Source organism: Erythrobacteraceae bacterium WH01K (assembly GCA_027941995.1).
Taxonomy (GTDB): Bacteria; Pseudomonadota; Alphaproteobacteria; order Sphingomonadales; family Sphingomonadaceae; genus CAJXSN01.
The window spans coordinates 1,158,919-1,181,727 of sequence record CP115966.1; the positions used below are offsets into that span (position 1 = coordinate 1,158,919).

Annotated in this window: 22 protein-coding genes and 1 tRNA gene; 9 read left to right on the forward strand and 14 right to left on the reverse strand. The window is 65.7% G+C overall.

The features are described from left to right. Positions 1-18 precede the first annotated feature (18 nt). On the forward strand, positions 19-1,149 hold the full coding sequence (gene proB, locus PF049_05700) for a glutamate 5-kinase (protein ID WBY17640.1): 1,131 nt from the start codon (positions 19-21) through the stop codon (positions 1,147-1,149). Next, entirely contained in the window at positions 1,146-2,054 is a 909-nt protein-coding gene (locus PF049_05705) for an NAD(P)-dependent oxidoreductase (protein WBY17641.1), read from the forward strand. Before proB ends, PF049_05705 begins: the two co-directional genes overlap by 4 nt. Before the next feature lie 30 nt (positions 2,055-2,084). Here the strand turns inward: PF049_05705 and PF049_05710 are convergent, their stop codons facing one another. From PF049_05710 to PF049_05750, 9 genes are all read right to left on the reverse strand, one after another. Further along, positions 2,085-2,876 carry a phosphoadenylyl-sulfate reductase gene (locus PF049_05710; GenBank protein ID WBY17642.1) on the reverse strand — a complete coding sequence of 264 codons (792 nt, stop codon included), beginning with the start codon at positions 2,874-2,876 and terminating at the stop codon, positions 2,085-2,087. Beyond that, entirely contained in the window at positions 2,869-3,372 is a 504-nt protein-coding gene (locus PF049_05715) for a DUF934 domain-containing protein (protein ID WBY17643.1), read from the reverse strand. Before PF049_05715 ends, PF049_05710 begins: the two co-directional genes overlap by 8 nt. A gap of 89 nt (positions 3,373-3,461) precedes the next feature. After that, positions 3,462-5,090: a nitrite/sulfite reductase gene (locus PF049_05720; protein ID WBY17644.1), complete on the reverse strand. Its 1,629-nt coding sequence runs from the start codon at positions 5,088-5,090 to the stop codon at positions 3,462-3,464. Next, a complete protein-coding gene (locus PF049_05725) occupies positions 5,090-5,386 on the reverse strand; it encodes a DUF2849 domain-containing protein (protein WBY17645.1) in 297 nt (98 codons plus the stop codon). Before PF049_05725 ends, PF049_05720 begins: the two co-directional genes overlap by 1 nt. Continuing rightward, positions 5,383-6,141, reverse strand: a complete 759-nt coding sequence (gene cobA, locus PF049_05730; protein WBY17646.1) for a uroporphyrinogen-III C-methyltransferase — start codon at positions 6,139-6,141, stop codon at positions 5,383-5,385. Before cobA ends, PF049_05725 begins: the two co-directional genes overlap by 4 nt. Positions 6,142-6,239: 98 nt before the next feature. Further along, on the reverse strand, positions 6,240-7,505 hold the full coding sequence (locus PF049_05735; protein WBY17647.1) for a mechanosensitive ion channel: 1,266 nt from the start codon (positions 7,503-7,505) through the stop codon (positions 6,240-6,242). Then, positions 7,502-8,683, reverse strand: a complete 1,182-nt coding sequence (metC, locus tag PF049_05740; GenBank protein WBY17648.1) for a cystathionine beta-lyase — start codon at positions 8,681-8,683, stop codon at positions 7,502-7,504. Before metC ends, PF049_05735 begins: the two co-directional genes overlap by 4 nt. Positions 8,684-8,739: 56 nt before the next feature. Beyond that, a complete protein-coding gene (locus tag PF049_05745) occupies positions 8,740-9,612 on the reverse strand; it encodes a sulfurtransferase (GenBank protein WBY17649.1) in 873 nt (290 codons plus the stop codon). Positions 9,613-9,688: 76 nt separating this feature from the next. Further along, positions 9,689-10,978, reverse strand: a complete 1,290-nt coding sequence (locus PF049_05750; GenBank protein WBY17650.1) for a hypothetical protein — start codon at positions 10,976-10,978, stop codon at positions 9,689-9,691. Between the two features lie 128 nt (positions 10,979-11,106). On the opposite strand from PF049_05750, the gene queF reads away from it, so the two are divergent. Continuing rightward, on the forward strand, positions 11,107-11,586 hold the full coding sequence (gene queF / locus PF049_05755; protein ID WBY17651.1) for a preQ(1) synthase: 480 nt from the start codon (positions 11,107-11,109) through the stop codon (positions 11,584-11,586). 138 nt (positions 11,587-11,724) lie between these two features. Here the strand turns inward: queF and PF049_05760 are convergent. From PF049_05760 to PF049_05770, 3 genes are all read right to left on the reverse strand, one after another. After that, a tRNA-Thr gene (locus tag PF049_05760) sits at positions 11,725-11,800 on the reverse strand. Between the two features lie 25 nt (positions 11,801-11,825). Then, on the reverse strand, positions 11,826-12,704 hold the full coding sequence (locus tag PF049_05765) for a hypothetical protein (protein ID WBY17652.1): 879 nt from the start codon (positions 12,702-12,704) through the stop codon (positions 11,826-11,828). Beyond that, a complete protein-coding gene (locus PF049_05770; GenBank protein ID WBY17653.1) occupies positions 12,701-14,017 on the reverse strand; it encodes a replication-associated recombination protein A in 1,317 nt (438 codons plus the stop codon). Before PF049_05770 ends, PF049_05765 begins: the two co-directional genes overlap by 4 nt. Positions 14,018-14,116: 99 nt before the next feature. On the opposite strand from PF049_05770, the gene PF049_05775 reads away from it, so the two are divergent. Then, positions 14,117-14,575, forward strand: coding sequence for a hypothetical protein (locus PF049_05775; protein ID WBY17654.1), 459 nt, complete (start codon positions 14,117-14,119; stop codon positions 14,573-14,575). Between the two features lie 4 nt (positions 14,576-14,579). On the opposite strand, the gene PF049_05780 is transcribed toward PF049_05775, so the two are convergent. Further along, on the reverse strand, positions 14,580-15,734 hold the full coding sequence (locus tag PF049_05780; protein WBY17655.1) for a glycosyltransferase family 1 protein: 1,155 nt from the start codon (positions 15,732-15,734) through the stop codon (positions 14,580-14,582). A 192-nt stretch (positions 15,735-15,926) separates the two neighbouring features. Between PF049_05780 and PF049_05785 the strand changes: the two genes are divergently transcribed. The 3 genes from PF049_05785 (at position 15,927) to PF049_05795 (ending at position 19,984) form a co-directional block, all read left to right on the forward strand. Continuing rightward, positions 15,927-17,102 (forward strand): phosphoserine transaminase, encoded by a 1,176-nt coding sequence (locus PF049_05785; protein WBY17656.1) that lies wholly within the window; start codon positions 15,927-15,929, stop codon positions 17,100-17,102. Between the two features lie 96 nt (positions 17,103-17,198). Continuing rightward, positions 17,199-18,794, forward strand: coding sequence for a phosphoglycerate dehydrogenase (gene serA, locus PF049_05790; protein ID WBY17657.1), 1,596 nt, complete (start codon positions 17,199-17,201; stop codon positions 18,792-18,794). An 83-nt stretch (positions 18,795-18,877) separates the two neighbouring features. After that, a complete protein-coding gene (locus tag PF049_05795) occupies positions 18,878-19,984 on the forward strand; it encodes an ATP phosphoribosyltransferase regulatory subunit (protein ID WBY17658.1) in 1,107 nt (368 codons plus the stop codon). 18 nt (positions 19,985-20,002) lie between these two features. Here PF049_05795 and PF049_05800 read toward each other — a convergent pair whose 3' ends face one another. Beyond that, positions 20,003-20,818: an aldo/keto reductase gene (locus PF049_05800; protein WBY17659.1), complete on the reverse strand. Its 816-nt coding sequence runs from the start codon at positions 20,816-20,818 to the stop codon at positions 20,003-20,005. A 154-nt stretch (positions 20,819-20,972) separates the two neighbouring features. Here PF049_05800 and PF049_05805 point away from each other — a divergent pair, with 154 nt between their 5' ends. Together PF049_05805 and PF049_05810 are read left to right on the forward strand one after the other, a co-directional pair. Continuing rightward, positions 20,973-22,262, forward strand: coding sequence for an adenylosuccinate synthase (locus PF049_05805; GenBank protein WBY17660.1), 1,290 nt, complete (start codon positions 20,973-20,975; stop codon positions 22,260-22,262). Next, a complete protein-coding gene (locus PF049_05810) occupies positions 22,262-22,786 on the forward strand; it encodes a L,D-transpeptidase family protein (GenBank protein ID WBY17856.1) in 525 nt (174 codons plus the stop codon). The genes PF049_05805 and PF049_05810 overlap by 1 nt, the downstream gene beginning before the upstream one ends. Positions 22,787-22,809 lie beyond the last annotated feature (23 nt).

Sequence of the window (22,809 nt, forward strand, 5' to 3'; positions counted from 1 at the left end):
AAACCGGACCCGAAAGCGATGACCATCTCGTCCCTGCAAGACCTCGGAAATCCTGCGCTGTGCCCCGTTCTGGTGGTGAAGCTGGGTTCGGCCCTGCTTGTCGGGGAGGACGGCACGCTGCGGCGTGAATGGCTGTCCGGTCTGGCGGAAGAGCTGGCCGCATTGCAGGGCGGCGGGCAGAAAATCATTATCGTCAGTTCCGGCGCCATCGCGCTCGGCGCTGCACGGCTGGGCCTGGGCGGGCGAGGCCGGGCCAGCCTGTCGGATGCGCAGGCCGCAGCGTCCGTCGGGCAGGTGGAACTGGCGGGTCTCTATGCTCAGGTCCTTGGGACGCAGGGGCTGGTCGCGGCACAGATGCTGCTGACGCTGGACGATTTGGAAGACCGCAAACGCTACCTCAACGCGTCCGCGACGTTCGATCGCCTGCTCGACCTGGGCGCCATTCCTGTCGTGAACGAGAACGACAGCGTCGCGACGGAGGAAATCCGCTTTGGCGACAATGACCGGCTGGCCGCGCGCGTGGCGCAGGCAGCACGGGCGGATGCGGTGCTGCTGTTTTCCGATGTCGATGGCCTGTACGACCGGCCTCCGCAGGAAGAGGGCGCGCGGCTGGTGCGCAAGGTTGACACCATAGACGATGGCTTACGCGCCTCTGCCGGCCCTCCGCAAAGCGGTGTCGGAACGGGCGGCATGGCATCGAAGCTGGCCGCTGCCGAAATCGCTACCCGTGCTGGCATCGCGCTCGCTATCGCCAATGGCACGCATGACCGGCCGCTGGCGCGCGCTCTGGATCGTGACATCGGCACGATCTTCACGGCGCAGGACGGTCCCGGTGCCCGCAAGGGCTGGCTCGGCGGCCGTCTGGCGAAGACGGGCGTGATCCAGGTCGATGCCGGCTGTGTAGAGGCGCTGCGGACAGGGGCCAGCGTCCTCGCTGCGGGAATTACGCAGGTGACCGGGGATTTCACGCGCGGTGATTTCATCGCGGTGTCCGGTCCGGATGGAGCCGAAATTGCCCTCGGCCTCAGCGAATATGACGCCGCGACCTGCCAGGCACTGGCCGGCAAGCGCGCGGAAGAGCAGGAGGATGTCCTCGGCCATGCACCCCGCAGCGCCGTCGTCCACCGCGATCACATGGTGATGCTGTGACGATAGCCATTACGGGCGGAACGGGCTTTGTCGGGCAGGCGCTGATCGACCTTGCGGAGCGGCGGAAGGTTGCGCTGCGTTCGCTCGCCCGGTCCGTGCCGAAGGACCGGCGCGGCGTCGACTGGGTCGAAGGCGATCTGGGCAACCGCGATGCACTGCGCCGGCTGCTGGCGCAGGCGGAAGCGGTGATCCACATTGCCGGACAGGTGCGCGCCACCGATCCGGCCGAATTCGAGCAGGCGAACGTCACGGGCACGCTGAACGTGGTCGAGGCGGCGATCGATACCGGTGTCTCGCGGTTCGTCTTCGTGTCTTCACTGGCCGCGCGCGAGCCGCAATTGTCGGCCTATGGCGCGTCCAAGCTGCGGGCGGAACGGATCGTCAAGGCAAGCGGACTCGACTGGACCATCGTGCGCCCTCCGGCAATTTACGGCCCGCGCGACCGCGAGATGCTCGACCTGTTCGAGATGGCACGATTGCGCGTCGTGCCGATGCCGAAGCGGGGAAGCGCGTCGATTATCCACGTAGGCGATCTCGTCCGCTTGCTGCTGGAACTGCATGAAGGCGGGGAAGGCGTGACATCGCAGATGTTCGAGCCCGACGATGGCCGGCCCGGCGGGTGGGAACACCGCGCGCTCGCCAAAGCCATCGGCGCTGCCGTCGGGACCAATCCGCTCGTTCCCCGCCTGCCAGCGCCGGTCATGCGATTTGCCGCATGGATGGACAGCCTGCTGCGGCGCGGCGATGCCAAGCTGACGCCCGACCGCGTGGGTTACATGATGCATCCCGATTGGGTTTCCGATCCCGCACGCCGCCCGCCCGAGGCACTGTGGCGTCCGGTCATTCCGACGCCGGAAGGACTGGCTGCGACAGCCCTGTGGTATCGCCGTAACGAGTGGCTCTAGGCGCTTCGCAGCGAGCCTTGAAACTTTGAATCAGAACGCGGGATCGTAGCCCGGCGGCAGATCGTCCGGCGTGTCGTCGCTGCCGGGCAGGTGGATACCGCATTCGGTCTTGTCCCACCCCTTCCAGCGGCCCGAGCGCGGGTCCTCGCCGGCGGCGACCTTGTGCGTGCAGGGGGAACACCCGATCGAGGGATAGCCCTGCGCGACCAGCGGATGGCGGGGCAGGTCGTGTTCCTCGAACCAGCCGTCGATATCGTCCTGCGTCCAGTCGATCAGCGGATTGATCTTGAGCCGTCCGGCAGCGTCGCTGCTGTCGATCTCGAACCGGGGAAGCTCTGCCCGGGCGCTGTTCTGGAACGCCTTGCGGCCCGTGAAACTGGCGTCGTAGCGCTGCATGGCCGCGGCCAGCGGCTGTACCTTGCGCAGGTCGCAGCAGCCGTCGGGATCGTAGGACCAACGAAGGCCGTTCTCGTCCTTCTGCGCCAGCGCATCGGCGTCGGGTGTCAGGTTCACGAGATTGGTCAGGCCCAGCCGCTCCACCAGCGCGTCGCGGTAGGCAAGCGTTTCGGGGAAGTGCTTGCCCGTTTCCAGGAAGAGGACCGGAATATGGGGCCGGACCTGCGCGATCAGGTGCAGCAGCACGGCGCTCTCCGCGCCGAAACTGGACACGGCGGCGACTTCGCCTGCCAGATCACCGTCCAGCACCCCGGCCAGCATTTCCTGCGTGTCCGATCCGCGGAACATCCGGTTCAGGCGAATGGCGTCGGCATCGGTGAAGCGGGGGCCAGTGTCGATGCAGTCTATGGAGCGCACTTCATTCATGGCGCGGCGCGTTCGAGTGGCGGATCTGCGCAATGGTGCGCTGCGTGTCAGCGGCCGCCTGGTAGTGATGCGGCCAGCGCTCGAACGCGGCCTTGGCGTCTGCCTCGTCCAGCCGCGCATCGGGTGCGAAGCTGTCGAAGCCGCAGCGGCGCATATTGGAAAGCTGGTCGACCAGCACATCGCCCACGGCGCGGATTTCGCCCGTGTACCCGGCTTCACGAAGGGTGCGCGCAGCGGAATAGCCGCGCCCGTCGCCGAAGCTGGGGAAGTTCACCTCGACCAGCGCAATTCGGTCCAGATGCGGGAGGAGTTCCAGGACATCGTCACCCGGCTCGATCCGGACGGCGGCGGAATTGGACTGCTCCAGGAAAGCGTCCACCGTCACCTGCGCGTGATCGACCGGCTCGTCGTCGCGGAAACGGAACTGGACGCCGTCGGGTCCGGTGCCGAGCGCATTCTGGCCGCCACCTTCAGCGGGAACCTGCGGATCAGTCATCCCGGCCTCCATGTACAGAATGTCCATCCGCACCTTGTGCGCGGACACGAGCCAGGCGCGCCTGCTGCGCAGCGGTCTTGAGGCCGAAATCAGCCATAAAGCGCCTCCTTGAACGGGGTCATGCCGATACGGCGATAGGTATCGAGGAAGCGTTCCCCGTCCGTCTTCTCGCGCAAATAGACATCGGCTGCGGTTTCGACCGCGTCGACAATGCCGGCTTCGTCGAAACCGGGGCCGGTAATCTTGGCGAGGCTGACATCCTCCGCCTCGCTGCCGCCAAGCAGAAGCTGGTAATTCTCGACGCCTTTCTTGTCGACGCCGAGGATGCCGATATGGCCTGCATGGTGATGGCCGCAGGCATTGATGCAGCCCGAAATCTTCAGCTTCAGTTCGCCCAGCGCATCGCGTTTTCCGTTGGCGACGAAGCGTTCGGAAATCTTCTGCGCGATGGGGATCGAGCGGGCATTGGCGAGGCTGCAATAATCGAGGCCGGGGCAGGCGATGATATCGTCCACCTGGTCGAGATTGGGCTCGCCGAGGCCGGCTTCGTTCAGCTCGCTCCACAGGGCATGGAGGTCCGCGATCCGGACATGCGGCAGAACCACGTTCTGCGTGTGCATTACGCGGCATTCGTCGAAGGAATAGCGCGTGGCGAGATCGGCAATCAGGTGCATTTGCGCTGCGGTGGCATCGCCCGGAATGCCGCCCACCGGCTTCAGGCTGATGACCGCGCTGACATAGCTGTCATGCTTGTGGCGCACCGTGTTGCGTTCCACCCACAGGGCGAAGTCGGGGTCGGAGCGGTCGACGCTCTTGGGACCGTCCTCGAAAGCAGGATCGGCAAAGAAGCCCCTGATCCGCTCCAATTCGGCGAAAGGCGGTTCGACGCCGCTATCCAGCAGGCGGGCAAATTCCTCCTCGACCTGGCGGGTATATTCCTCCGCGCCCAGTTCGTGGACGAGGATCTTGATCCGCGCCTTGTACTTGTTGTCGCGCCGGCCATGGCGGTTGTAGACGCGAAGGCACGCCTCGGCATAGGTGACGAGCTGGTCAAGCGGCACGAAGTCGCGGATGCATGGCGCGATCATCGGCGTGCGGCCCATGCCGCCACCGACATAGAAGGCCGCGCCAAGCTCGCCGTCCTGCTCGACGATATTGATCCCGATATCGTGCAGGCGCATCACGGCACGGTCGGTGTCGCTGGCAATCACCGCGATCTTGAACTTGCGCGGCAGGTACATGAATTCCGGGTGGAAGCTCGACCATTGCCGCAGCAATTCGGCGTACGGCCTCGGATCGACAAGCTCATCCGCCGCAGCACCGGCGAAATGGTCGGAGCTGATATTGCGAATACAGTTGCCGCTGGTCTGGATGGCATGCATCTCGACCTTGGCCAGATCGGCCAGGATGTCGCCTGCATCTTCCAGCTTGATCCAGTTGTACTGGATGTTCTGGCGCGTGGTGAAGTGGCCATAGCCGCGATCATATTTGTCCGCGATATCGGCCAGCGCATGCATCTGCGCACCCGACAGCGTGCCATAAGGAATGGCGACGCGCAGCATATAAGCGTGAAGCTGGAGATAGAGGCCGTTCATCAGCCGAAGCGGCTTGAACTGGTCTTCGCTCAGCTTGCCCGACAGGCGGCGTTCGCACTGGTCGCGGAACTCCGCGACGCGGGCATCGACCATTTGTTGGTCGTAGGAATCGTATTGGTACATCAGATCACCCAGTCGATGGCTTGGGGGTCGGCGGGTTTGAGAGTCAGGTCCGGGCGCACGGTCGGACCCAGCGCGCGCACGCGGTCCTTGATATGGGCGGGGCGGGGGGTGCCCTCTTCCAGCTCTGCCGCGATGGCATAGGGCACGTTGACGCGGCGGGCCGCTTCCTCGCGGGCGAGGATGGTTTCCGCCTCCTCCCCTGCATCGACCGCATTCTCGATATGGCGGGACCAGCCGCTGCCATCCCACCAGACAACATCGCCGGTCTTCAGATCGTTTCCGGTCAGGATCTTCATGATGCTGCCTCCAGAGCAGTCAGGGAAAGATGGGCGTCGCTGCGCGCGGTTACTTCGCCAATGACGATGAGCGCAGGACTGACCACGCGCTCGCTCTCGACGAGATCGGGCAGACCCGCCAGCAATCCGCGAAGGACGCGCATTTCGGGGCGGGCGCCGTTCTCTATCACCGCGACCGGCATGTCGGGGGCGAGGCCGTCTTCCATCAGCTTTTCAGCGATTTGCGGCGCGGTCTTCACACCCATGTAGATGACCAGCGTACGGCCCGGCCCAGCGAGACCGGCCCAGTCCTGGTCTTTCAACCCCTTGCACTGGCCGGCGACGAAGCTGACGATGCTGGAGGCGTCGCGGTGGGTCAGCGCGATCTGTGCCGCGGCGGCCGCGCCGTTCGCGGCGCTGATGCCGGGCACGATTTCCACCGGCACGCCGCAGGCGCGCGCTGCCTCGGCTTCTTCCCCGCCGCGCCCGAAGACCAGCGGATCGCCGCCCTTCAGCCGCACGACGTCGCGCCCCGTCTTGGCCTCGCGCAGCAGCAGGGCGTTGATGTCGTCCTGCGGCAGGGTGTGCTTGCTGCGCTGTTTCGCGACGGAAACCAGCGTCGCATCCGCGCGTGCAAGGGCAAGGATCGAGCGATCGACCAGACCGTCATGCACGATCAGCGAAGCACTCTCGATCAGGCGCGCTGCGCGCAGGGTCAGCAGATCGGGGTCGCCCGGGCCCGCGCCCACGAGATAGATAGTTCCGGTTTTTGCCATGGGGCAGGAGATGCGCCCGACAGGCTTTAGCCGCCAGCGAGAAACCGTGGCAGCGCAGGTAGCAGAAATTTTGAAAGCGGCTGTTTTAGCCGCGCAAGCTAGTCTTCGCCTGCCGCGCTCTGCCCGTTCTTTTCCGGCACTTTCCCGGCCTGTCCCACACGCTGGGCTACTGCGGCAATCAGCTGGTCGAACTGGTCGTTGCCGCGCAGGTTCAGGTCGCGCTGGGGGAAGGGGATCTCGATGTCGTGTTCCTGGAACAGATCCCACAGGTTCTTCAGGACTTCGGATTTCACATTGCCGATGCCGTCTTCGGGATCGTTGATCCAGCAGTGGATAATGAAATCGACGCTGCTGTCGCCATAGCCGTCGAGCCAAACGGTCGGCGGAGGCGTCTGCTGCACGCGCTTGCACGCCTTTGCCGCCCGCAGCATCAGTTCCTCGGCATGATGGATGTCGGCTGCGTAGGAGATGCCGACGGGCACCTGCATCCGCACGTTCTTGCTGGAATAGGACCAGTTTTCGACCTGGTTGACCATCAGGTTTTCGTTCGGGATCAGGTATTCCTTCTGGTCCCGCGTGGTGATGGACACGGCGCGGATGCCGATTTTGCGGATCTGGCCGAAAGTGGATGCGCCCGCCTGGTCGGCCACTGCGATCACGTCGCCCGGCTTGATCGACTTGTCCATCAGCAGGATGATCCCCGCGATGAGGTTGCCGAAGGTCTTCTGCAGGCCGAAACCGATGGCGAGGCCGAACGCGCCGGAGAAAACGGCGAACGCGGTCAGGTCGATACCCAGCAGGTCAATCCCGATCAGGATGGCGAGCGACCAGACCAGCAGGTTGATCAGCTTTTCCGCCAGCAGGCGGCGCGTCATGTCGAGATTGGAGAACCGGGACAGGAGGCTGTGCGCCCCCTTGCTCAAAATCCACGCGAAGATCGCAACGGCGCCCAGCGTCAAAATCACGATCAGGACGTCCCACAGCGTGATGCGCATATCCGCCACGCTGAGCGCGATGGAATCGAGAGTTTCCACCACCGAGCCGATGGTTTCGCTGCGCTGGGACACGGCCTCCGCGACTTCCTGCGACGCGGCGACCGCTTCGGCCGGTTCCGCTTCTGGAAGGGGGACTTCTTCCGGGACCGCTTCCGCGCTCAGCGGCTCGCCCGTCTCGGGATCTAGCAGGGTTTCGCCCGTTTCCGGATCGACGAATTCCAGCGGCTGTTCCTTCGGCACGCCGGTCAACTGCTCACCCGTTTCGGGATCGAGCAGGCGTTCACCCGTTTCCGGATCGACCAGCGGAACCGCCGAGGGCGATGCATCGGGGGAGGGGATCGGATTGGGCGCGGAAGGGGTGGCGGTCATTCTTTGTCCATCGCGGCAAAGGCCTGATCGCAATCGGCAATCAGGTCGTCTGCATCTTCGAGACCGATGGATAGGCGAACGCCCAGCCACTCGCCAGCCCCCCATTCGGCGGGTGGCCAGGTGCTGGATGTCCGGATGCTATCCGGGTCGAAGGGCAGGGCAAGGCTTTCGAACCCGCCCCAGCTATAGCCGATGCCGAAATGTTCGAGACTGTCGACGAAGGCGGCGCGCTGGCGCGCGGTGCGGCCTTTCAGGATGCAGCTGAACAGGCCGCACGCACCGGTAAAGTCGCGCGCCCAGGTCTCGTGCCCCGGCGACCCTTCGAGCGGCGGACAAAGGACGTGGGCCACCTCCGACCTCCGGCGCAGCCATGCGGCCAGCTCCAGCGCCGTTTTCGTGCTCTGCTCCAGCCTGACTTTCATCGTCCTGAGGCCCCGCAGCGCGAGCGCGGCGTCGTCGGGCGAGACGACCTGGCCCATCGTCTGGGCACGATGCTTGAGCTTGGGATAGAGCGCCGGCCCGGCGCTGGCCGATCCCATCAGCAGGTCGGAATGGCCGCCCACATGCTTCGTCAGGGACATGATCGAAATGTCGCACCCCCGTTCCAGCGCGGGAAATCCCAGGGGGGAAGCCCAGGTATTGTCGATCAGGGTGACGAGGCCCTGCTCGTGCGCGATCTCGGCGAGCGCGGGGACATCGCAGACTTCCATCGTCAGGCTGCCGGGACATTCGAACAGGACCGCCTTTGTCCGTTCGCAGATGTGCTGCGCGAAACCATCGGTGTCGAGCGGATCGAAGAACCGGTGTTCGATCCCGAAATCGGCCAGCAGTCCCGTCGCCATGGCGCGGCTGGGATCGTAGGCATTGTCCGTTACCAGCAGCACGTCTCCCGGGCGCAGGACGGCCAGCAGCGCCCCGGCAATGGCAGCGACGCCGCTGGGGTAGAGGACGGTACCCGCGGCGCCCGGCTCGATTTCGGTCAGCGCCTCCGACAGGGCCCACTGCGTCGGCGATCCATGGCGGCCGTAGAAGAACTGGCCGTCGCCGATCCGGCCGCCGGCGAGTTTTCGCGCGCGGTCGTTTTCGAACAGGTGGGTAGAGCCGCGCCAGACGGGCGGGTTCACGACCGGCTTCGTCCATTCGGGACGCCGCCCGCCCTCGACAAGTCGGGTCGCCACGGCTTTCCTGCCGCGCCTGCCGGTGTCGTTTTCGTCGCTGCTGGAGTTGTCGTTGCTCAGTGTCCGTGTCCCTGTTCCTTGGGTGTGGCAGGATCCGCGCCCCATTCGGACCAGCTCCCGTCATACAATGCCGCCTGCCGCGCACCGATCAGGGCCAGCGCAAACATCAGGACCGATGCCGTAACGCCGCTGCCGCAGGTCGTCACCACCCGGCGGTCCGGATCAATCCCGGCCTCGCGGAACCGCTGTGCCAGCTCTGGCACGGGAAGAAAGGTTCCGTCGCCCCGGAAAAGCTGCGTGAAGGGTAGGTTCTTCGCGCCGGGAATATGTCCGCCGGGCAGGCCGTGGACCGTATCCGCGTTTTCTCCGCTGAAACGGGCCACATCGCGCGCATCGACGACCTGCTCTTCATGGAGGGCGAGGTTGTCCAGCATCTCTGCCTTGCTGCGAATGCGCGCGCGATCGGGTGCCAGCGGGGGCGGCGTGCCCGGTGATGGTAGCGGCTTGGCCCCTTCCTCAAGCGGGCTTCCCTCCGCGCGCCATTTCGCCAATCCCCCGTCGAGGACACAGGCGCCGCGCAGGCCGTGCAGGGTCAGCAGGTACCATGCGCGGCAGGCCGAATGGAGATCGCTGTCGTCATACAGCACGACCTGCGTTCGCGGTCCTACGCCCAGCCGGGCCAGCCGCTCACGCAGTTTCGGGGCATCGGGAATCTTGCCGGGAAGGCTGGATTGCGGATCGTGCAGCCCCGCAAGGTCCAGAAAATGCGCGCCGGGAATATGGGCTCGCTCATACTCGGCCGCTGCGTCGCGCCCGGCACCGGGCAGGTGGAGCGACGCATCGAGGATGGCGATGTCCGGAGCCGCGTCGCCTGCGCCATTCCGGCCAAGCGCCTGTGCCAGCCAAGGGGTCGTCATCAGCATATTCATGCCGGTGTTGCTAGCTGCCGGGACGCGCCGCGTCGAGATGCGCCGGGCCCCTGTGTCGGCAAAAGGGGGCGTAAGGTCAGCCCAGCGCGCGGCCCACGACATTGTCGTAGATCTGCGGCGCGGCCTGCGCAGGGAAGGGCGTGGGCTTGCCCCCGTGCTGCGCCGGCGGATGGCCGACCATGACGGTGGATGCCAGCGGCTTCGTCCCGTCGCCGGAGAAACGCAGCCGCAGCAGCGGGACATAGACGACCGAACCGCCCTGCCGGATGCCCTTCAGCGAATTGAGATCGATCCGGACATTTGCCGTCACTTCGCGCCGTTCGCCCGGTTCGATCGTTCCCAGCGCCTCGATCTGGTCCAGTTCCGCCGCCGCACTGGCGAGCTGCTGGCCAAGCGGCTCGCCATTATTGGCGCCCACCAGATCGCCCTGCAGCACCGCATTGGTGATCGCCTTGCTGCCCCGGTTGGTTACGGCGACCCGGGCCGTCACCGTCAGTCCCATCATGCTGCGCTGCATGCGCACGACATGGGTCTCCAGCCCCAGCGGAGCGACCGGGCTTCCCGCGCCGATAGGCGGCGCCACGGGGGCAGGGGTCGCGGTCCGTGCGGAAGCGGGCGGCGATGCGGTTTCGGGCCCTGCCATTTCGGCTGGCGGCGCTTCGGCATTGGGCCGGGGTGTGGCCGCCTTCATCAGGCCGCGGGACGCCGTGCCGGCACCGCCCGTAATGGCGACCGGCTGCCGCCGCTTGTAGAATGCAAATCCGGCGACCGCTGCGATCGCCGCGACCAGGGCTGCGAGTACCCACCACCAATAGGCATCGCCGGTGGCAGCCTGCGCCGAAATCTCGCTCGATCCGGTGGGCACAGGGGAAAGCCCCGGTATGGCAGCGTCCGTATCGCTTTGCGAAGGCGGTGTTTCGCCCGAGGACGGGATTGGATCGGTCGCGGATTGTCCACTTGGCACCGGCTCGCTGGCTTGCGGTATCGGGGACGCTGCATCCGGTTCGGGACGCGAAGCGGTCGCGGTCGTGGCCTGCTCGCCTGCCTGCGAGGGCTGCGCTGCCTGGCGGGGCTGACTGACAGAAGGGGCCTGCTGGCGCGGCGCGGGCGAGGGCGAGGGCGCTGCGGTCGGAACCGGGCGCGGACCAGGCGTAGCGGTGGCGGTCGGTGTGGGCGAGGGGCCGATGCGGCGCGGGCCGACCGGCACGATCCCGCTATCGTCGACCGGGCCCTGCACCTGCGCGCCGGTCGTCGCGCTGGGCCGGGGAGTCGTCGTCTCCAGATCGAATTCGTTCGCCTGCTGGGCAAGCAGGGGGCTCGCGGCGAAAAACGCGATCAGGGGCAGGAGGCGGCGAACTGATATCATGGACTATGGCGGTCTGTTTTTATGAGAGCGGAACGAGGCCCCAAGCGGGGCGGCGCTGAATAGGCGCTGAAAGCGGCTGGTCCAACCGCCGTCTTGTTTCAAACGCGCGATAAGGGCACAGGCGCGGCATGAGCGACACACATTCGTCTTCGTCCGCCGCGCCGCAAGTAAAGCATCTGGGCCAGCAGAGCGCGCTGCCTGCCTCGCCCGGGGAAGCACAGCTCGACTATCCCGCCAATCCGCGCCCCGGCACGCTGTATCTGGTCCGGTTCGCCGCGCCGGAGTTCACGTCGCTGTGCCCGGTGACAGGCGCGCCCGATTTCGCACACCTCGTCATTGATTACGCGCCCGGCGACACCATCGTCGAGAGCAAGAGCCTGAAGCTGTTTCTCGGCTCGTTCCGCAACCATAACGGCTTTCACGAGGACGTGACGGTCGGCATCGGCCAGCGGCTGGCGGACGAGATGAAGCCGAAATGGCTGCGGATCGGCGGATACTGGTATCCACGCGGAGGCATCCCGATCGACGTCTTCTGGCAGACCGGCGCCCCGCCCGAAGGCCTGTGGGTCCCCGACCAGGGCGTGCAAGGCTATCGCGGACGGGGTTAGAAGGAGGAGCGCCGACTTTTCCAGAACGGGCCGCAGGCCCGCAAGGCCACGCGGCCGCCCCGCTGGTGCTCGATGCGCAGCATCGACACAACACCGAGGACGAAGCCGCGGAGGCGGCTTTGCAAAAAAAAGAAAGAATGGTGCCGGCTAGAGGATTCGAACCCCTGGCCCCCTGATTACAAATCAGGTGCTCTACCAACTGAGCTAAGCCGGCGTATCCGTCGGTTCGCGCCTTTGCGTCAGATTACGCCGAAGGTCCAGCCTTCTGTTCGCGCTACCTCAGGTGTCAGGCCCTCGGGCGTCCAGCGGGATGGATCGCCTGCGACCTTGCGCAGCCATGCCGCCGTCAGCAGCGCGTCGCTGCTGTGGTCGTCGATGGCGCCGCTCTGTCCCAGTCCCGGCGAACCGAGCATCCCCAGGGCATCGTCCAACCCGGCATGGTCGCGGATCTTGGATCGGCTGGCGCTGCGCCCCGCCTCCATCGCGGCGAGGCTGGTGTAGATTTCGCAGATGACGGAGCCTGCTTGCGGGAGCGGGTCGATCGGCCAGACCGGGACCGTGCCTTGCAATCGGTGCAGTACGCGCATTCCGGTCAGGCTCGACTTGCCGACCTGTGCCGCGCCGACGAGGTTGAAGTTTGAATAGGGTTTCAGTCCCATCGCTGCCTGCCGCTGCTCCGTGACCCGGAAGCGTCCGCGACCATGCGCCGCTCCGTCACAGCGGAACCGCGCGCCTTCGCGCCCGCCGTGACGGCGGAAATAGGGCGCGAGATCGGCGTGGTCGGTGAAGGAACCGGCGGCGAGATGCGGCTCGTCCCCGCACAGCGCATCGATCATCGCCCAGAGCGATCGGGCATCCTGCGGGCTTGCACCGTGCCCCGGAAAATAGGCCCCGCAATCGGCAATGGGCAGCGCAATGCCGAGGTCCATCCCCACCAGCGTATCGGCGGGCAGGTCACGCAGGATGTCCAGCACCTCTGCCCGCGACCATTTCCTGCCCCGCTCCACCAGTACCGGCGCGCCGCCCGCCGCATCGGCAATTGCCAGCGCAATGCCTGCATGGCGCTCGCCCGCAGCGCCCGACCAGTCGATGGCGAGGAACTGGCGGAACCGGCTCAAGCCCGGTCGGCCCGCAGTTTGTCCCAATAGGCGATGCGCTCGGCAATCTTGCGCTCGAACCCGCGTTCCACCGGCGCGTAGTAGGTTTGCGGCTCCATCTCTTCCGGCCAGTAATTGTCGCCCGAAAACCCTTCGGCCGCGTCGTGGTCGTAGGTGTACCCCTTGCCGTAACCGACGTCCTTCATCAGCTTGGTCGGCGCGTTGACGATGTTCATCGGCGGCATCAGGCTGCCCGTCTCCTTGGCGGAGCGAAACGCGGCCTTCTGCGCCTTGTAAACGGCGTTCGATTTGGGCGCGGTGGCGAGATAAAGGCAGGCCTGCACCAAAGCGAGTTCGCCTTCGGGACTGCCGAGAAATTCGTACGCCTCGCGCGCCGCATTGCACTGGACCAGCGCGTTGGGGTCGGCGAGGCCGATATCCTCCACCGCCATCCGGACCAGCCGCCGCGCGAGATACAGCGGTTCTTCGCCCGCCGTCAGCATCCGGGCGAGGTAATACAGCGCCGCCTGCGGATCGGACCCGCGCACCGCCTTGTGAAGCGCGGAAATCAGGTTGTAGTGCCCTTCGCGGTCCTTGTCGTAGACGGCAACGCGGCGCTGCAGGAAACTGCCCAGTTCGCCGGGGCCGAGCGGCTCCTCGATCTTCGCATTGTACAGCGTTTCCGCCTGGTTGAGCAGGAAGCGGCCGTCGCCGTCCGCGCTGGCGACCAGCGCCGCGCGGCCCTCTGCCGTCAGGGGCAGGGGGCCTTCCAGCTCTTCCGCCCGGTCCAGCAGCTTGCCCAGCGCCTCTGCATCCAGCCGGTGCAGGATCAGCACCTGTGCGCGGGACAGGAGCGCGGCGTTGAGTTCGAAGCTGGGATTTTCCGTCGTCGCCCCGACCAGCGTGACCGTGCCGCGCTCCACGAAGGGGAGGAAGCCGTCCTGCTGCGCGCGGTTGAAGCGGTGGATCTCGTCCACGAACAGTAGCGTGCGTTGACCGGCCTCGGCCGCCTTGTCCGCGGCGGCGAAGGCTTTCTTCAGGTCGGCGACGCCGGTGAAGACCGCGCTGACCGCCTCGTATCGCATGCCGACGCTATCTGCGAGCAGACGCGCGATACTGGTCTTTCCCGTGCCGGGCGGGCCCCACAGGACCAGGCTGGACAGGCGCCCGGCAGCGACCATCCGCCCGATCGCGCCCTCCGGACCGGTCACGTGTTCCTGCCCGATCACCTCGTCCAGCGCGCGCGGGCGCAGCCGGTCGGCAAGGGGTGCATCCTCGCGCAGGGTTTCGGGCGGTGAAGAGGGCGGGGCGTCGTCCCCGAACAGGTCGGCCATGACGGGCGATGTAGGGACTGCGCGCGCGATTTGCCAATTCCTGCCCGAAGGCGCATTCCTGGCTTTGGGTCCAACGGGGCGCGCAAGGGAAGGGCAATCATGACGACAAACGAAAACCGGGAAACTCCTTGGCACCTGTGGGTGATCGGGGTCGTGGCGCTCCTGTGGAACGCGGGCGGGGCGTTCGACTACGTGATGACGCAGACCCGCAACATGGAATATCTGTCCGGCGGGGCGGCCAATATCGGCGTGCCGGTGGACGTGATGGTCGGCTATTACACTTCGTTCCCGGCATGGGTGGATGCCTGCTGGGCCTTCGGCGTCTGGGGCGCCGTTGCCGGGTCGCTGCTCCTGTTGCTGAGAAGCCGTTACGCCTTCCACGCGTTGGTCGTGGCGCTGCTGGGGCTGATCGGGACGACGATCTACACCGTCTCCAGCGACATTCCCGAAGGGCTGAGCAGCCCGTTCGCGTGGATTTTCACGGCCATCATCTTCACGGTGACGATCCTGCTGATTGTCTATGCGCGCCGAATGACTGCGAAGGGCGTGCTGCGCTGACAGGTCAGCTGCGCGCCTCTTCGGCAAGCCGCAGATAGGTGTCGGCCACCACCGAATTGATCGCATCCCAGCTATAGTCCCGGGCGCGCAGTTCGCCTGCATCGCCATGGGCGCGGCGAAGTGCATCGTCGGTGCAATAGGGCACGAGGGCATCGGCATAGGCCGCGATGTCGCGCGGGCTGACGAGATGGCCCGAGACCCCGTCCTCGACCAGGCTGGATGCGCCCGTGGCGCGCGCGGCGACGACGGGCAGGCCGCTCGCCATCGCCTCCAGCGTGACATTGCCGAAGGTTTCGGTGATGGACGGATTGAGGAAGATGTCGGCGCTCGCCAGTGCGCGGCCAAGGTCGCTGCCCGTCTGGAACCCTGCGAATATGCCGCCGGGCAGCGCTTTTTCGAACCATTCGCGGGCCGGGCCGTCGCCGATCACCAGCACCTTGTGCGGGACCTGGCGCCTGCGCAGTTCGATGATGGCATCGGCAAAGACGTCGAGCCCCTTCTCCATTACCAGCCGGCCGAGGAAGGCGATGGCGATATCGTCATCATTCAGGCCCAGCGATCGGCGCCATTCGTGATCGCGGCGCGAAGGATCGAAGACGGTCCGGTCCACCCCGCGCGTCCACAGGCCGATATCGTCGCCCATGCCCTGTTCGCCCAGTTCGTCGATCATGCTTTGCGACGGCGCGACCAGCGCGTCGCACCGGTTGTAGAAACGCCTGAGCATCGCGGTGATGGCTGGTTCGAGGAAGCCGACGCCGTAATATTGCGGATAGGTCTCGAACCGCGTGTGGACCGACGCGAGGACCGGCACGCCGCGCTTGCGCGCCCAGCGCACGGCCGCATGGCCCGCCGGATCGGGGGACGAGACATGGATAATGTTGGGCCGGAACGCGTCGAGATCCGCCTCCGCCTTCGCGCCCAGGCCGAGCGGCAGGCGGTATTCGCCGCGCCCCTTCACCGGCATCCGGACATTGGGAACGCCGACGAGATCGCCGGTCGCGGGGAAGTCCGGGTCCTTCACCTTGGGCGAATAGACCCGCAGCATCGCGCCCTGCCGCAGCAGGTATTCCGCCAGCCGGTTCAATGCCTGGTTCGCCCCGTCGCGGGTATAGTTGTAGTTCCCGCTGAACAGGGCGATGCGAAGGTCGGACACATCCATAGCGGCTCGCCATAGGGTCGCAGCCACGGTTTGGCGAGAGGGTGCGGCATATCGTCGTTGCCCGCCGGATTATCGCGGAACCCATCCTCCGTTTCGTCCGCTAGTCGATTGACACGATGTTGCACCGCACTATTGCGAGCAGCGGGCCACGCGGTCCCAACGCCGCGCGTGCTCTCTGCAAGGAGAGAATACATGACTGATACGACTACCGGGGCAGGCGCTCAGCCGGCCCTGAAGCCTGAACGTCCGCACTTTTCCTCCGGTCCCACGGTGAAATTCCCGGGCTGGTCCCTCGACAAGCTGAAAACCGAATCGCTCGGCCGCTCGCATCGCAGCGCCGTGGGCAAGGCACGGCTGAAATACGCCATCGACCTGACCCGCGAATTGCTGGGCGTGCCCGACGACTATCTCGTCGGCATCATGCCGGCCTCCGATACCGGCGCGCTGGAATGCGCGATGTGGACCATGCTGGGCGCACGGCCCGCGACGGTCGCTGCCTGGGAAAGCTTTGGCAATGTCTGGATCCAGGACGCGGTCAAGCAGCTCAAGCTGCCGGACCTGCAGGTGCTGGACGCCGATTACGGCGAAATTCCCGACCTGACGCAGATCCCGCAGGGCAACGACGTCGTCTTCACCTGGAACGGCACGACCAGCGGCGCGAAAATCGCGAACACCGACTGGCTGGAGCCGGGCCGTGAAGGCATCACGATCAACGACGCGACCAGCGCCGTCTTCGCGCAGGAAATGGACTGGGCGAAGCTCGATGCAACGACGTTCTCGTGGCAGAAGGTCATGGGCAGCGAAGCGCAGCACGGGATGCTGATCCTCAGCCCCAAGGCGGTGGAGCGGATCGAAAGCTACGATCCTGCATGGCCGCTGCCCAAGCTGTTCCGCCTGAAGAAGGGCGACAAGATCAACCGCGCCATTTTCGAAGGCGCGACGATCAACACGCCCAGCCTGCTGGCGACGGAAGATTACATCGCGGCGCTGGAATGGGCGAAATCCATCGGCGGGCGGCAGGCCATGTTCGACCGCGCCGACGCCAATGCGAAGATCGTCACCGACTGGATCGAGGCGACGCCTTGGCTGCGCAACATGGTGGACGACCCGGCCAAGCGGACCAACACCGGCGTCTGTTTCGTCTTCCAGGGCGACTGGTACGATGGTCTGTCGGACGAAGAAAAGGCCGGCGTGCCCAAGAAGATCGCCGCCATGCTGGACGAAAGCGATGTCGGCTACGACTTCAACGGATACCGCGACGCCCCGCCGTCCCTTCGCATCTGGTGCGGGGGCACGGTCGAGCAGGAGGACCTGAAGCGGCTCCTCCCGTGGATCGAGTGGGCTTACGAGAGCCTCAAGAACGGCTGACACGGCGGGCGGCCCTGCCAAGAGCAGGTGGGGCCGCCGCCTTCCCTTATTCCCGCCCCGGACCACGGTGTCCGGGCTGACGGAAGGAATATTCCCATGAGCAAACCCAAAGTCCTCATCTCCGACAAGATGGATCCCAATGCCGCGCGTATCTTCGAGGAACGCGGCTGCGACGTTGATGTCATCACCGGCGAAAGCCCGGAAGAACTCAAAGCCCGCATCGGCGAATATCACGGCCTCGCCATCCGGTCCTCCACCACGGTGACGCCGGAAATCCTCGATGCGGCGACCAATCTCAAGGTCATCGGCCGCGCAGGGATCGGGGTCGACAATGTCGATATCCCCTATGCCAGCGGCAAGGGCGTGGTCGTGATGAATACGCCGTTCGGCAACTCCATCACCACCGCAGAGCACGCCATTGCCATGATCATGGCGCTGGCACGGCAGATCCCGCAGGCCAACGAACGCACGCAGAAGGGCGAATGGCCCAAGAGCGCGTTCATGGGCGTGGAAGTCACCGGAAAGACGCTGGGCCTGATCGGGGCCGGCAATATCGGCTCCATCGTCGCGGCCCGCGCCCAGGGCCTGAGGATGAAGGTCATCGCTTTCGATCCGTTCCTGACGGCCGAGCGTGCGGTCGAAATCGGCGTCGAGAAAGTCGATCTCGACACGCTGCTGGCGCGCGCCGATTTCATCACGCTGCACACGCCCCTGACCGACGAGACGCGCAATATCCTGTCGGCGGAAAACCTTGCGAAGACGAAGCCGGGCGTGCGGATCGTCAATTGCGCACGCGGCGGCCTGATCGACGAAGCGGCATTGGCACAAAAGCTGGAAAGCGGCCATGTCGCAGGCGCCGCGCTCGACGTGTTCGCGACCGAACCGGCGAAGGAAAGCCCGCTGTTCGGGATGGAGAATTTCATCTGCACCCCGCATCTGGGTGCCTCCACCACCGAAGCGCAGGTCAACGTCGCGCTGCAGGTGGCGGAACAGATGGCCGATTACCTGGTCAATGGCGGCGTCACCAATGCGCTCAACATGCCCAGCCTCAGCGCAGAGGAAGCGCCCAAGCTGAAGCCTTACATGAAGCTGGCCGAAAATCTCGGCAGCCTGGTGGGGCAGCTTGCGCATGGCAATCTGACCACGATCAGCATCGAGCGCGAAGGCGCAGCGGCGGAACTGTCGGGCAAGCCGATCGAAGGTGCTGTCCTTGCCGGCCTGATGCGGCAGTATTCCGACACGGTGAACATGGTCAACGCGCCCTATCTGGCGAAGGAACGCGGGCTGGACGTGCGCTCCATCCGCCACCAGAAGGAAGGCGCCTACAACACGCTGATCCGCGTCACGGTGGCCACCGAGCAGGGCGACCGTTCGGTGGCCGGGACGTTGTTCGGCAGCATGGACAGCGGCGGCGCGCCGCGCCTTGTGGAAATGTTCGGCATCGGGATCGAGGCGGAACTGAGCGGCAACATGCTCTACATCGTGAACGACGACGCGCCCGGCTTCATCGGCCGGATCGGTACCCTGCTGGGCGAGAACGGCATCAATATCGGCACGTTCAATCTCGGCCGGCGCGAGGCGGGCGGCGAGGCCGTCCTACTGCTGAGCGTGGACCAGCCGATCACGCAGGACGTGGTGAAGCAGGCCTGCGCCGTGGAAGGCGTGCGCCTTGTGAAGCCGCTGGCCTTCTGATCCGTCATCAGTCCCCTTCCAGCGCCATCTTCGCCGTTTGAGCGGGATGGCGCTGGAAACCGGAACGGGCTAGGGGCCTCGCCATGACGAAGACCGACGACCTGTTGCCCATCGGGCTGGAAGACCGTCTGCCTGCCGAAGCGCGCAGCCTTATAGAGGCTATGCGCTCCGCATTGGAGGCGATGGACAGTCACGGATACGACCGGGTCAGCCCGCCGCTGGTGGAATTCGAGCAGTCGCTCGCCGGGCGGATGGACGGGCTGGGCACGCGCCGCCAGTTCCGCTTCGTCGATCCTGCCAGCCTGCGCACGCTGGCGCTGCGGTCGGACATCACGCCGCAGATCGGGCGTATTGCATCGACCGGCCTTGCCTCTGCCCCGCGGCCCCTGCGTCTGTGCTATGGCGGCGATGTCGCGACGATGGTGGCGGACCAGCTCGCCCCGGCTCGCCAGCGCACCCAGATGGGGGCAGAACTGATCGGCGCGGACACGATTGCTGCCGCCAGCGAGATTGTCTTGCTGGCGCTGGACGCTGTCGAGGCGACCGGGGCCACCGGCCTGTCGGTCGATTTCACGCTGCCCGACCTGGTGGATACGCTGAGCAAGGATGTCTTTCCGCTGGAGGCAGGCCGCGTCGATGCCGTCCGGCGGGAGCTCGATACGAAGGACGCAGGCGGCCTCGTCAGCGCAGGCGGCGGGGCCTACCTGCCGCTGATCCACGCGGCGGGCCCCTTCGCGGACGCCATCGACAAACTGAAGAACACCGATGCCGGCGGCGCGCTCGCCACTCGTATCGAAGGGCTGGAAGCCATTGCCGCTTCTGTCGGAGACCGGGCCCGGATCACGCTGGACCCGACCGAGCGCCACGGCTTCGAATACCAGAGCTGGTTCGGCTTCACGCTCTATACCGAGGGATCGCGCAAGGCGCTGGGCCGCGGCGGGACGTATCGCATTGGCGGAACGGGCGAGGCGGCCACCGGCTTCTCGCTCTATCTCGACGCGCTGCTGTCCGCGCTGCCCGCTGCCGAGACGCGGCCGCTCGTCTTCCTTCCCGTGGACCACGACCGCGACACGGCGCGCAAGGTCCGCAGCGAGGGTTGGCGAACCGTCGCGGCCCTGTCGGACGGCGACGACCCGCAAAAGCTCGGCTGCACCCACCGCCTGTCGGGCGATGAAGTGCAGCCGCTTTGAGCCAGGGCTTCCCGGGCCTTAGCTGAACTCGGCCGGGTCGGGACCCATCCGGCCATCGGCATCGTCGAGATCGTCGATCGCCTTCATCTGCGCATCGGTCAGTTCGAAATCGAGCGCCTTGAAATTGGCCTTGATGTGATCGGGCTGCGTCGATTTCGGGATCGGCACATTGCCGCATTGCAGGTGCCAGGCGATGACCACCGCGCTGACCGGCTGGCCGATTTCGTCCGCGATGTCCTTGATCGGGCCACGCTCCAGCGCTTCGCCCTGGCCGAGCGGCGACCAGCACTGGGTGATGATGCCCATGTCGTTATGAAGCTGGCGCAGTTCGCGCTGCTGGAAATTGGGGTGGGCCTCGATCTGGTTGAGTGCCGGCGTGACGCCTGTTTTATCGACGATGCGCTTCAGGTCTTCTTCCCGGAAATTGGAAACGCCGATCGATTTCGCGCGCCCTTCGTCGCGCAGTTCGATGAACGCTTTCCAAGTTTCCACGAACAGGTCCTTGTCCGGGCAGGGCCAGTGGATCAGCAGCATGTCGACGTGATCGCGGTCCAGGCGCTGCAGGCATTTGTCGAATGCCTTTTTCGTCCGGTCGTAACCCTGGCTGTCGTTCCAGATCTTGGTCTGCAGGAAGATGTCGGACCAGTCGCCGATGCCCTTGCCGACGCCTTTCTCGTTTCCGTAGACGGCGGCGGTGTCGATCAACCAGTACCCGGTCTCGATCGCGGTCTTCACCGCGTCCGGCGCATCCTCGTCCTCGATCTTGTAGGTGCCGAAGCCGAGCTGCGGGATTTGCCGGTCGTCGTTCAGGGTCAGGGTGGGATAGTCTGTCATGGGTGTCTCCTTCATATGCCCTACCAACAGACGGGCCGTGCAAAATGTCCTGACGTTTGCGCGAAACGTCCGTTTCCTGTTGGCCTTCGCCGTGCCATAGGGCGCGGCATATCCGGGCAGACCTGCTGCCAGCACATTCGAAGGGTGATACGACTTGGCAAACGTAACCGTGATCGGCGCGCAGTGGGGCGACGAGGGCAAGGGCAAGATCGTCGACTGGCTGGCCAGCCGGGCCGACGCCGTCGTACGGTTCCAGGGCGGGCACAATGCCGGCCACACGCTGGTGGTGGGCGACACCACCTACAAGCTGTCCCTGCTGCCCAGCGGCATCGTCACGGGCACGCTTTCGATGATCGGCAATGGCGTGGTGCTGGACCCGTGGGCGCTGAAGGCGGAGGTCGAGAAGCTGGAAGGGCAGGGCGTCACCATCAATGACGACAATTTCGCCATCGCCGACAATTGCCCGCTCATCCTGCCGCTGCACCGCGACCTCGACGGCCTGCGCGAAGCGGCGGCGGGCAAGGGGAAGATCGGGACCACCGGCCGCGGCATCGGTCCGGCTTATGAAGACAAGGTCGGCCGCCGCGCGATGCGCGTGTGCGATCTGGCCCATCTGGACCAGCTCGACCCGCAGCTCGACCGCCTCTGCGCGCATCACGATGCCCTGCGCGCCGGGTTCGACCAGCCGCCGGTCGACCGGGAGGCACTGAAGAAGGAACTGGCCGAAATCGCGCCCTTCGTGCTGCAATATGCGCAGCCGGTCTGGAAACGCCTGAAGAAGGTCCGCAAGGCAGGCGCCCGCGTCCTGTTCGAAGGCGCGCAGGGCGTGCTGCTGGATGTCGATCACGGAACCTATCCCTTCGTTACCAGCTCCAACACGGTCAGCGGCAGCGCGGCGGCCGGCAGCGGACTGGGGCCGAATGCCACCGGCTTCGTGCTGGGCATCGTGAAGGCTTACACCACGCGCGTCGGCAGTGGCCCGTTCCCGACCGAACTGGAGGACGAGGTCGGCCAGACTTTGGGCGAACGGGGCCATGAATTCGGCACCGTCACCGGTCGCCAGCGCCGGGTCGGCTGGTTCGATGCCGTGCTGGTGCGCCAGACCTGCGCCATCAGCGGCGTGACCGGCATCGCGCTGACCAAGATCGACGTGCTCGACGGGTTCAAGACGGTGAAGATATGCACCGGCTATCGCCTCAACAACACAATCATGGACTACCTGCCCAGCCACGCGGCAAGCCAGGAAGCGATCGAGCCGATCTACGAGGAAATGCCCGGCTGGCAGGAAAGCACGGCAGGCGCGCGTAGCTGGGCGGACCTGCCCGCCAATGTGGTGAAATACGTCCAGCGTATCCAGGAACTGATCGAAACGCCGGTCGCGCTGGTATCGACCAGCCCGGAACGCGACGACACGATCCTAGTGCGCGATCCGTTCGAGGATTGATGCGCCGGCCGGGCGCCTTCAGCCTGCTGCTCGCAGCGCTGCTGCCGGTCGGCGCCTGTGCGCCTGCACCGCCACCGGCACCGCCTCTTGTGCCGGCGGCCGCACCGATGGTGGAATACCTCCTCGTCGACAAGTCGGAGCGCACGCTATGGGCCTATTCGCGCGGGAAAATCGTGCGGACCTATACGGGTCTGCAATTCGGCGACGCGATGTTCGGGCACAAGCAGTTCGAGGGCGACGAGCGCACGCCAGAGGGGCGCTATGTCATCGATACGCGCAATCCGGACAGCCGCTATCACCTGTCGCTGCGCATCAGCTATCCGAACCCGCAGGACCGCGCCTACGCGGCATCGCGCGGGCGGGACCCGGGCGGTGACATATTCCTGCATGGCCAGCCCAACGGAATAGCTTCGGGTCGGATGCAGGGCGACTGGACCGATGGCTGCATCGCGCTGGCCAATCCTGAGATTGCCGAACTTTACGAACTGGTCGAAGACGGGACCGTGATCGACATCCGTCCCTGAATTCTTGACATGAACTCTTTTTG

Excerpts from the sequence above, each read along its gene's own strand:
- serA (WBY17657.1), top strand. The coding sequence starts at position 17,199 with ATGAGCAAACCCAAAGTCCTCATCTCCGACAAGATGGATCCCAATGCC.
- PF049_05750 (WBY17650.1), bottom strand. The coding sequence starts at position 10,978 with ATGATATCAGTTCGCCGCCTCCTGCCCCTGATCGCGTTTTTCGCCGCG.
- PF049_05780 (WBY17655.1), bottom strand. The coding sequence starts at position 15,734 with ATGGATGTGTCCGACCTTCGCATCGCCCTGTTCAGCGGGAACTACAAC.
- PF049_05770 (WBY17653.1), bottom strand. The coding sequence starts at position 14,017 with ATGGCCGACCTGTTCGGGGACGACGCCCCGCCCTCTTCACCGCCCGAA.
- PF049_05795 (WBY17658.1), top strand. The coding sequence starts at position 18,878 with ATGACGAAGACCGACGACCTGTTGCCCATCGGGCTGGAAGACCGTCTG.
- cobA (WBY17646.1), bottom strand. The coding sequence starts at position 6,141 with ATGGCAAAAACCGGAACTATCTATCTCGTGGGCGCGGGCCCGGGCGAC.
- proB (WBY17640.1), top strand. The coding sequence starts at position 19 with ATGACCATCTCGTCCCTGCAAGACCTCGGAAATCCTGCGCTGTGCCCC.
- PF049_05810 (WBY17856.1), top strand. The coding sequence starts at position 22,262 with ATGCGCCGGCCGGGCGCCTTCAGCCTGCTGCTCGCAGCGCTGCTGCCG.
- PF049_05715 (WBY17643.1), bottom strand. The coding sequence starts at position 3,372 with ATGACTGATCCGCAGGTTCCCGCTGAAGGTGGCGGCCAGAATGCGCTC.
- queF (WBY17651.1), top strand. The coding sequence starts at position 11,107 with ATGAGCGACACACATTCGTCTTCGTCCGCCGCGCCGCAAGTAAAGCAT.
- PF049_05710 (WBY17642.1), bottom strand. The coding sequence starts at position 2,876 with ATGAATGAAGTGCGCTCCATAGACTGCATCGACACTGGCCCCCGCTTC.
- PF049_05785 (WBY17656.1), top strand. The coding sequence starts at position 15,927 with ATGACTGATACGACTACCGGGGCAGGCGCTCAGCCGGCCCTGAAGCCT.
- PF049_05745 (WBY17649.1), bottom strand. The coding sequence starts at position 9,612 with ATGAATATGCTGATGACGACCCCTTGGCTGGCACAGGCGCTTGGCCGG.
- PF049_05735 (WBY17647.1), bottom strand. The coding sequence starts at position 7,505 with ATGACCGCCACCCCTTCCGCGCCCAATCCGATCCCCTCCCCCGATGCA.
- PF049_05775 (WBY17654.1), top strand. The coding sequence starts at position 14,117 with ATGACGACAAACGAAAACCGGGAAACTCCTTGGCACCTGTGGGTGATC.
- PF049_05720 (WBY17644.1), bottom strand. The coding sequence starts at position 5,090 with ATGTACCAATACGATTCCTACGACCAACAAATGGTCGATGCCCGCGTC.
- PF049_05725 (WBY17645.1), bottom strand. The coding sequence starts at position 5,386 with ATGAAGATCCTGACCGGAAACGATCTGAAGACCGGCGATGTTGTCTGG.
- PF049_05800 (WBY17659.1), bottom strand. The coding sequence starts at position 20,818 with ATGACAGACTATCCCACCCTGACCCTGAACGACGACCGGCAAATCCCG.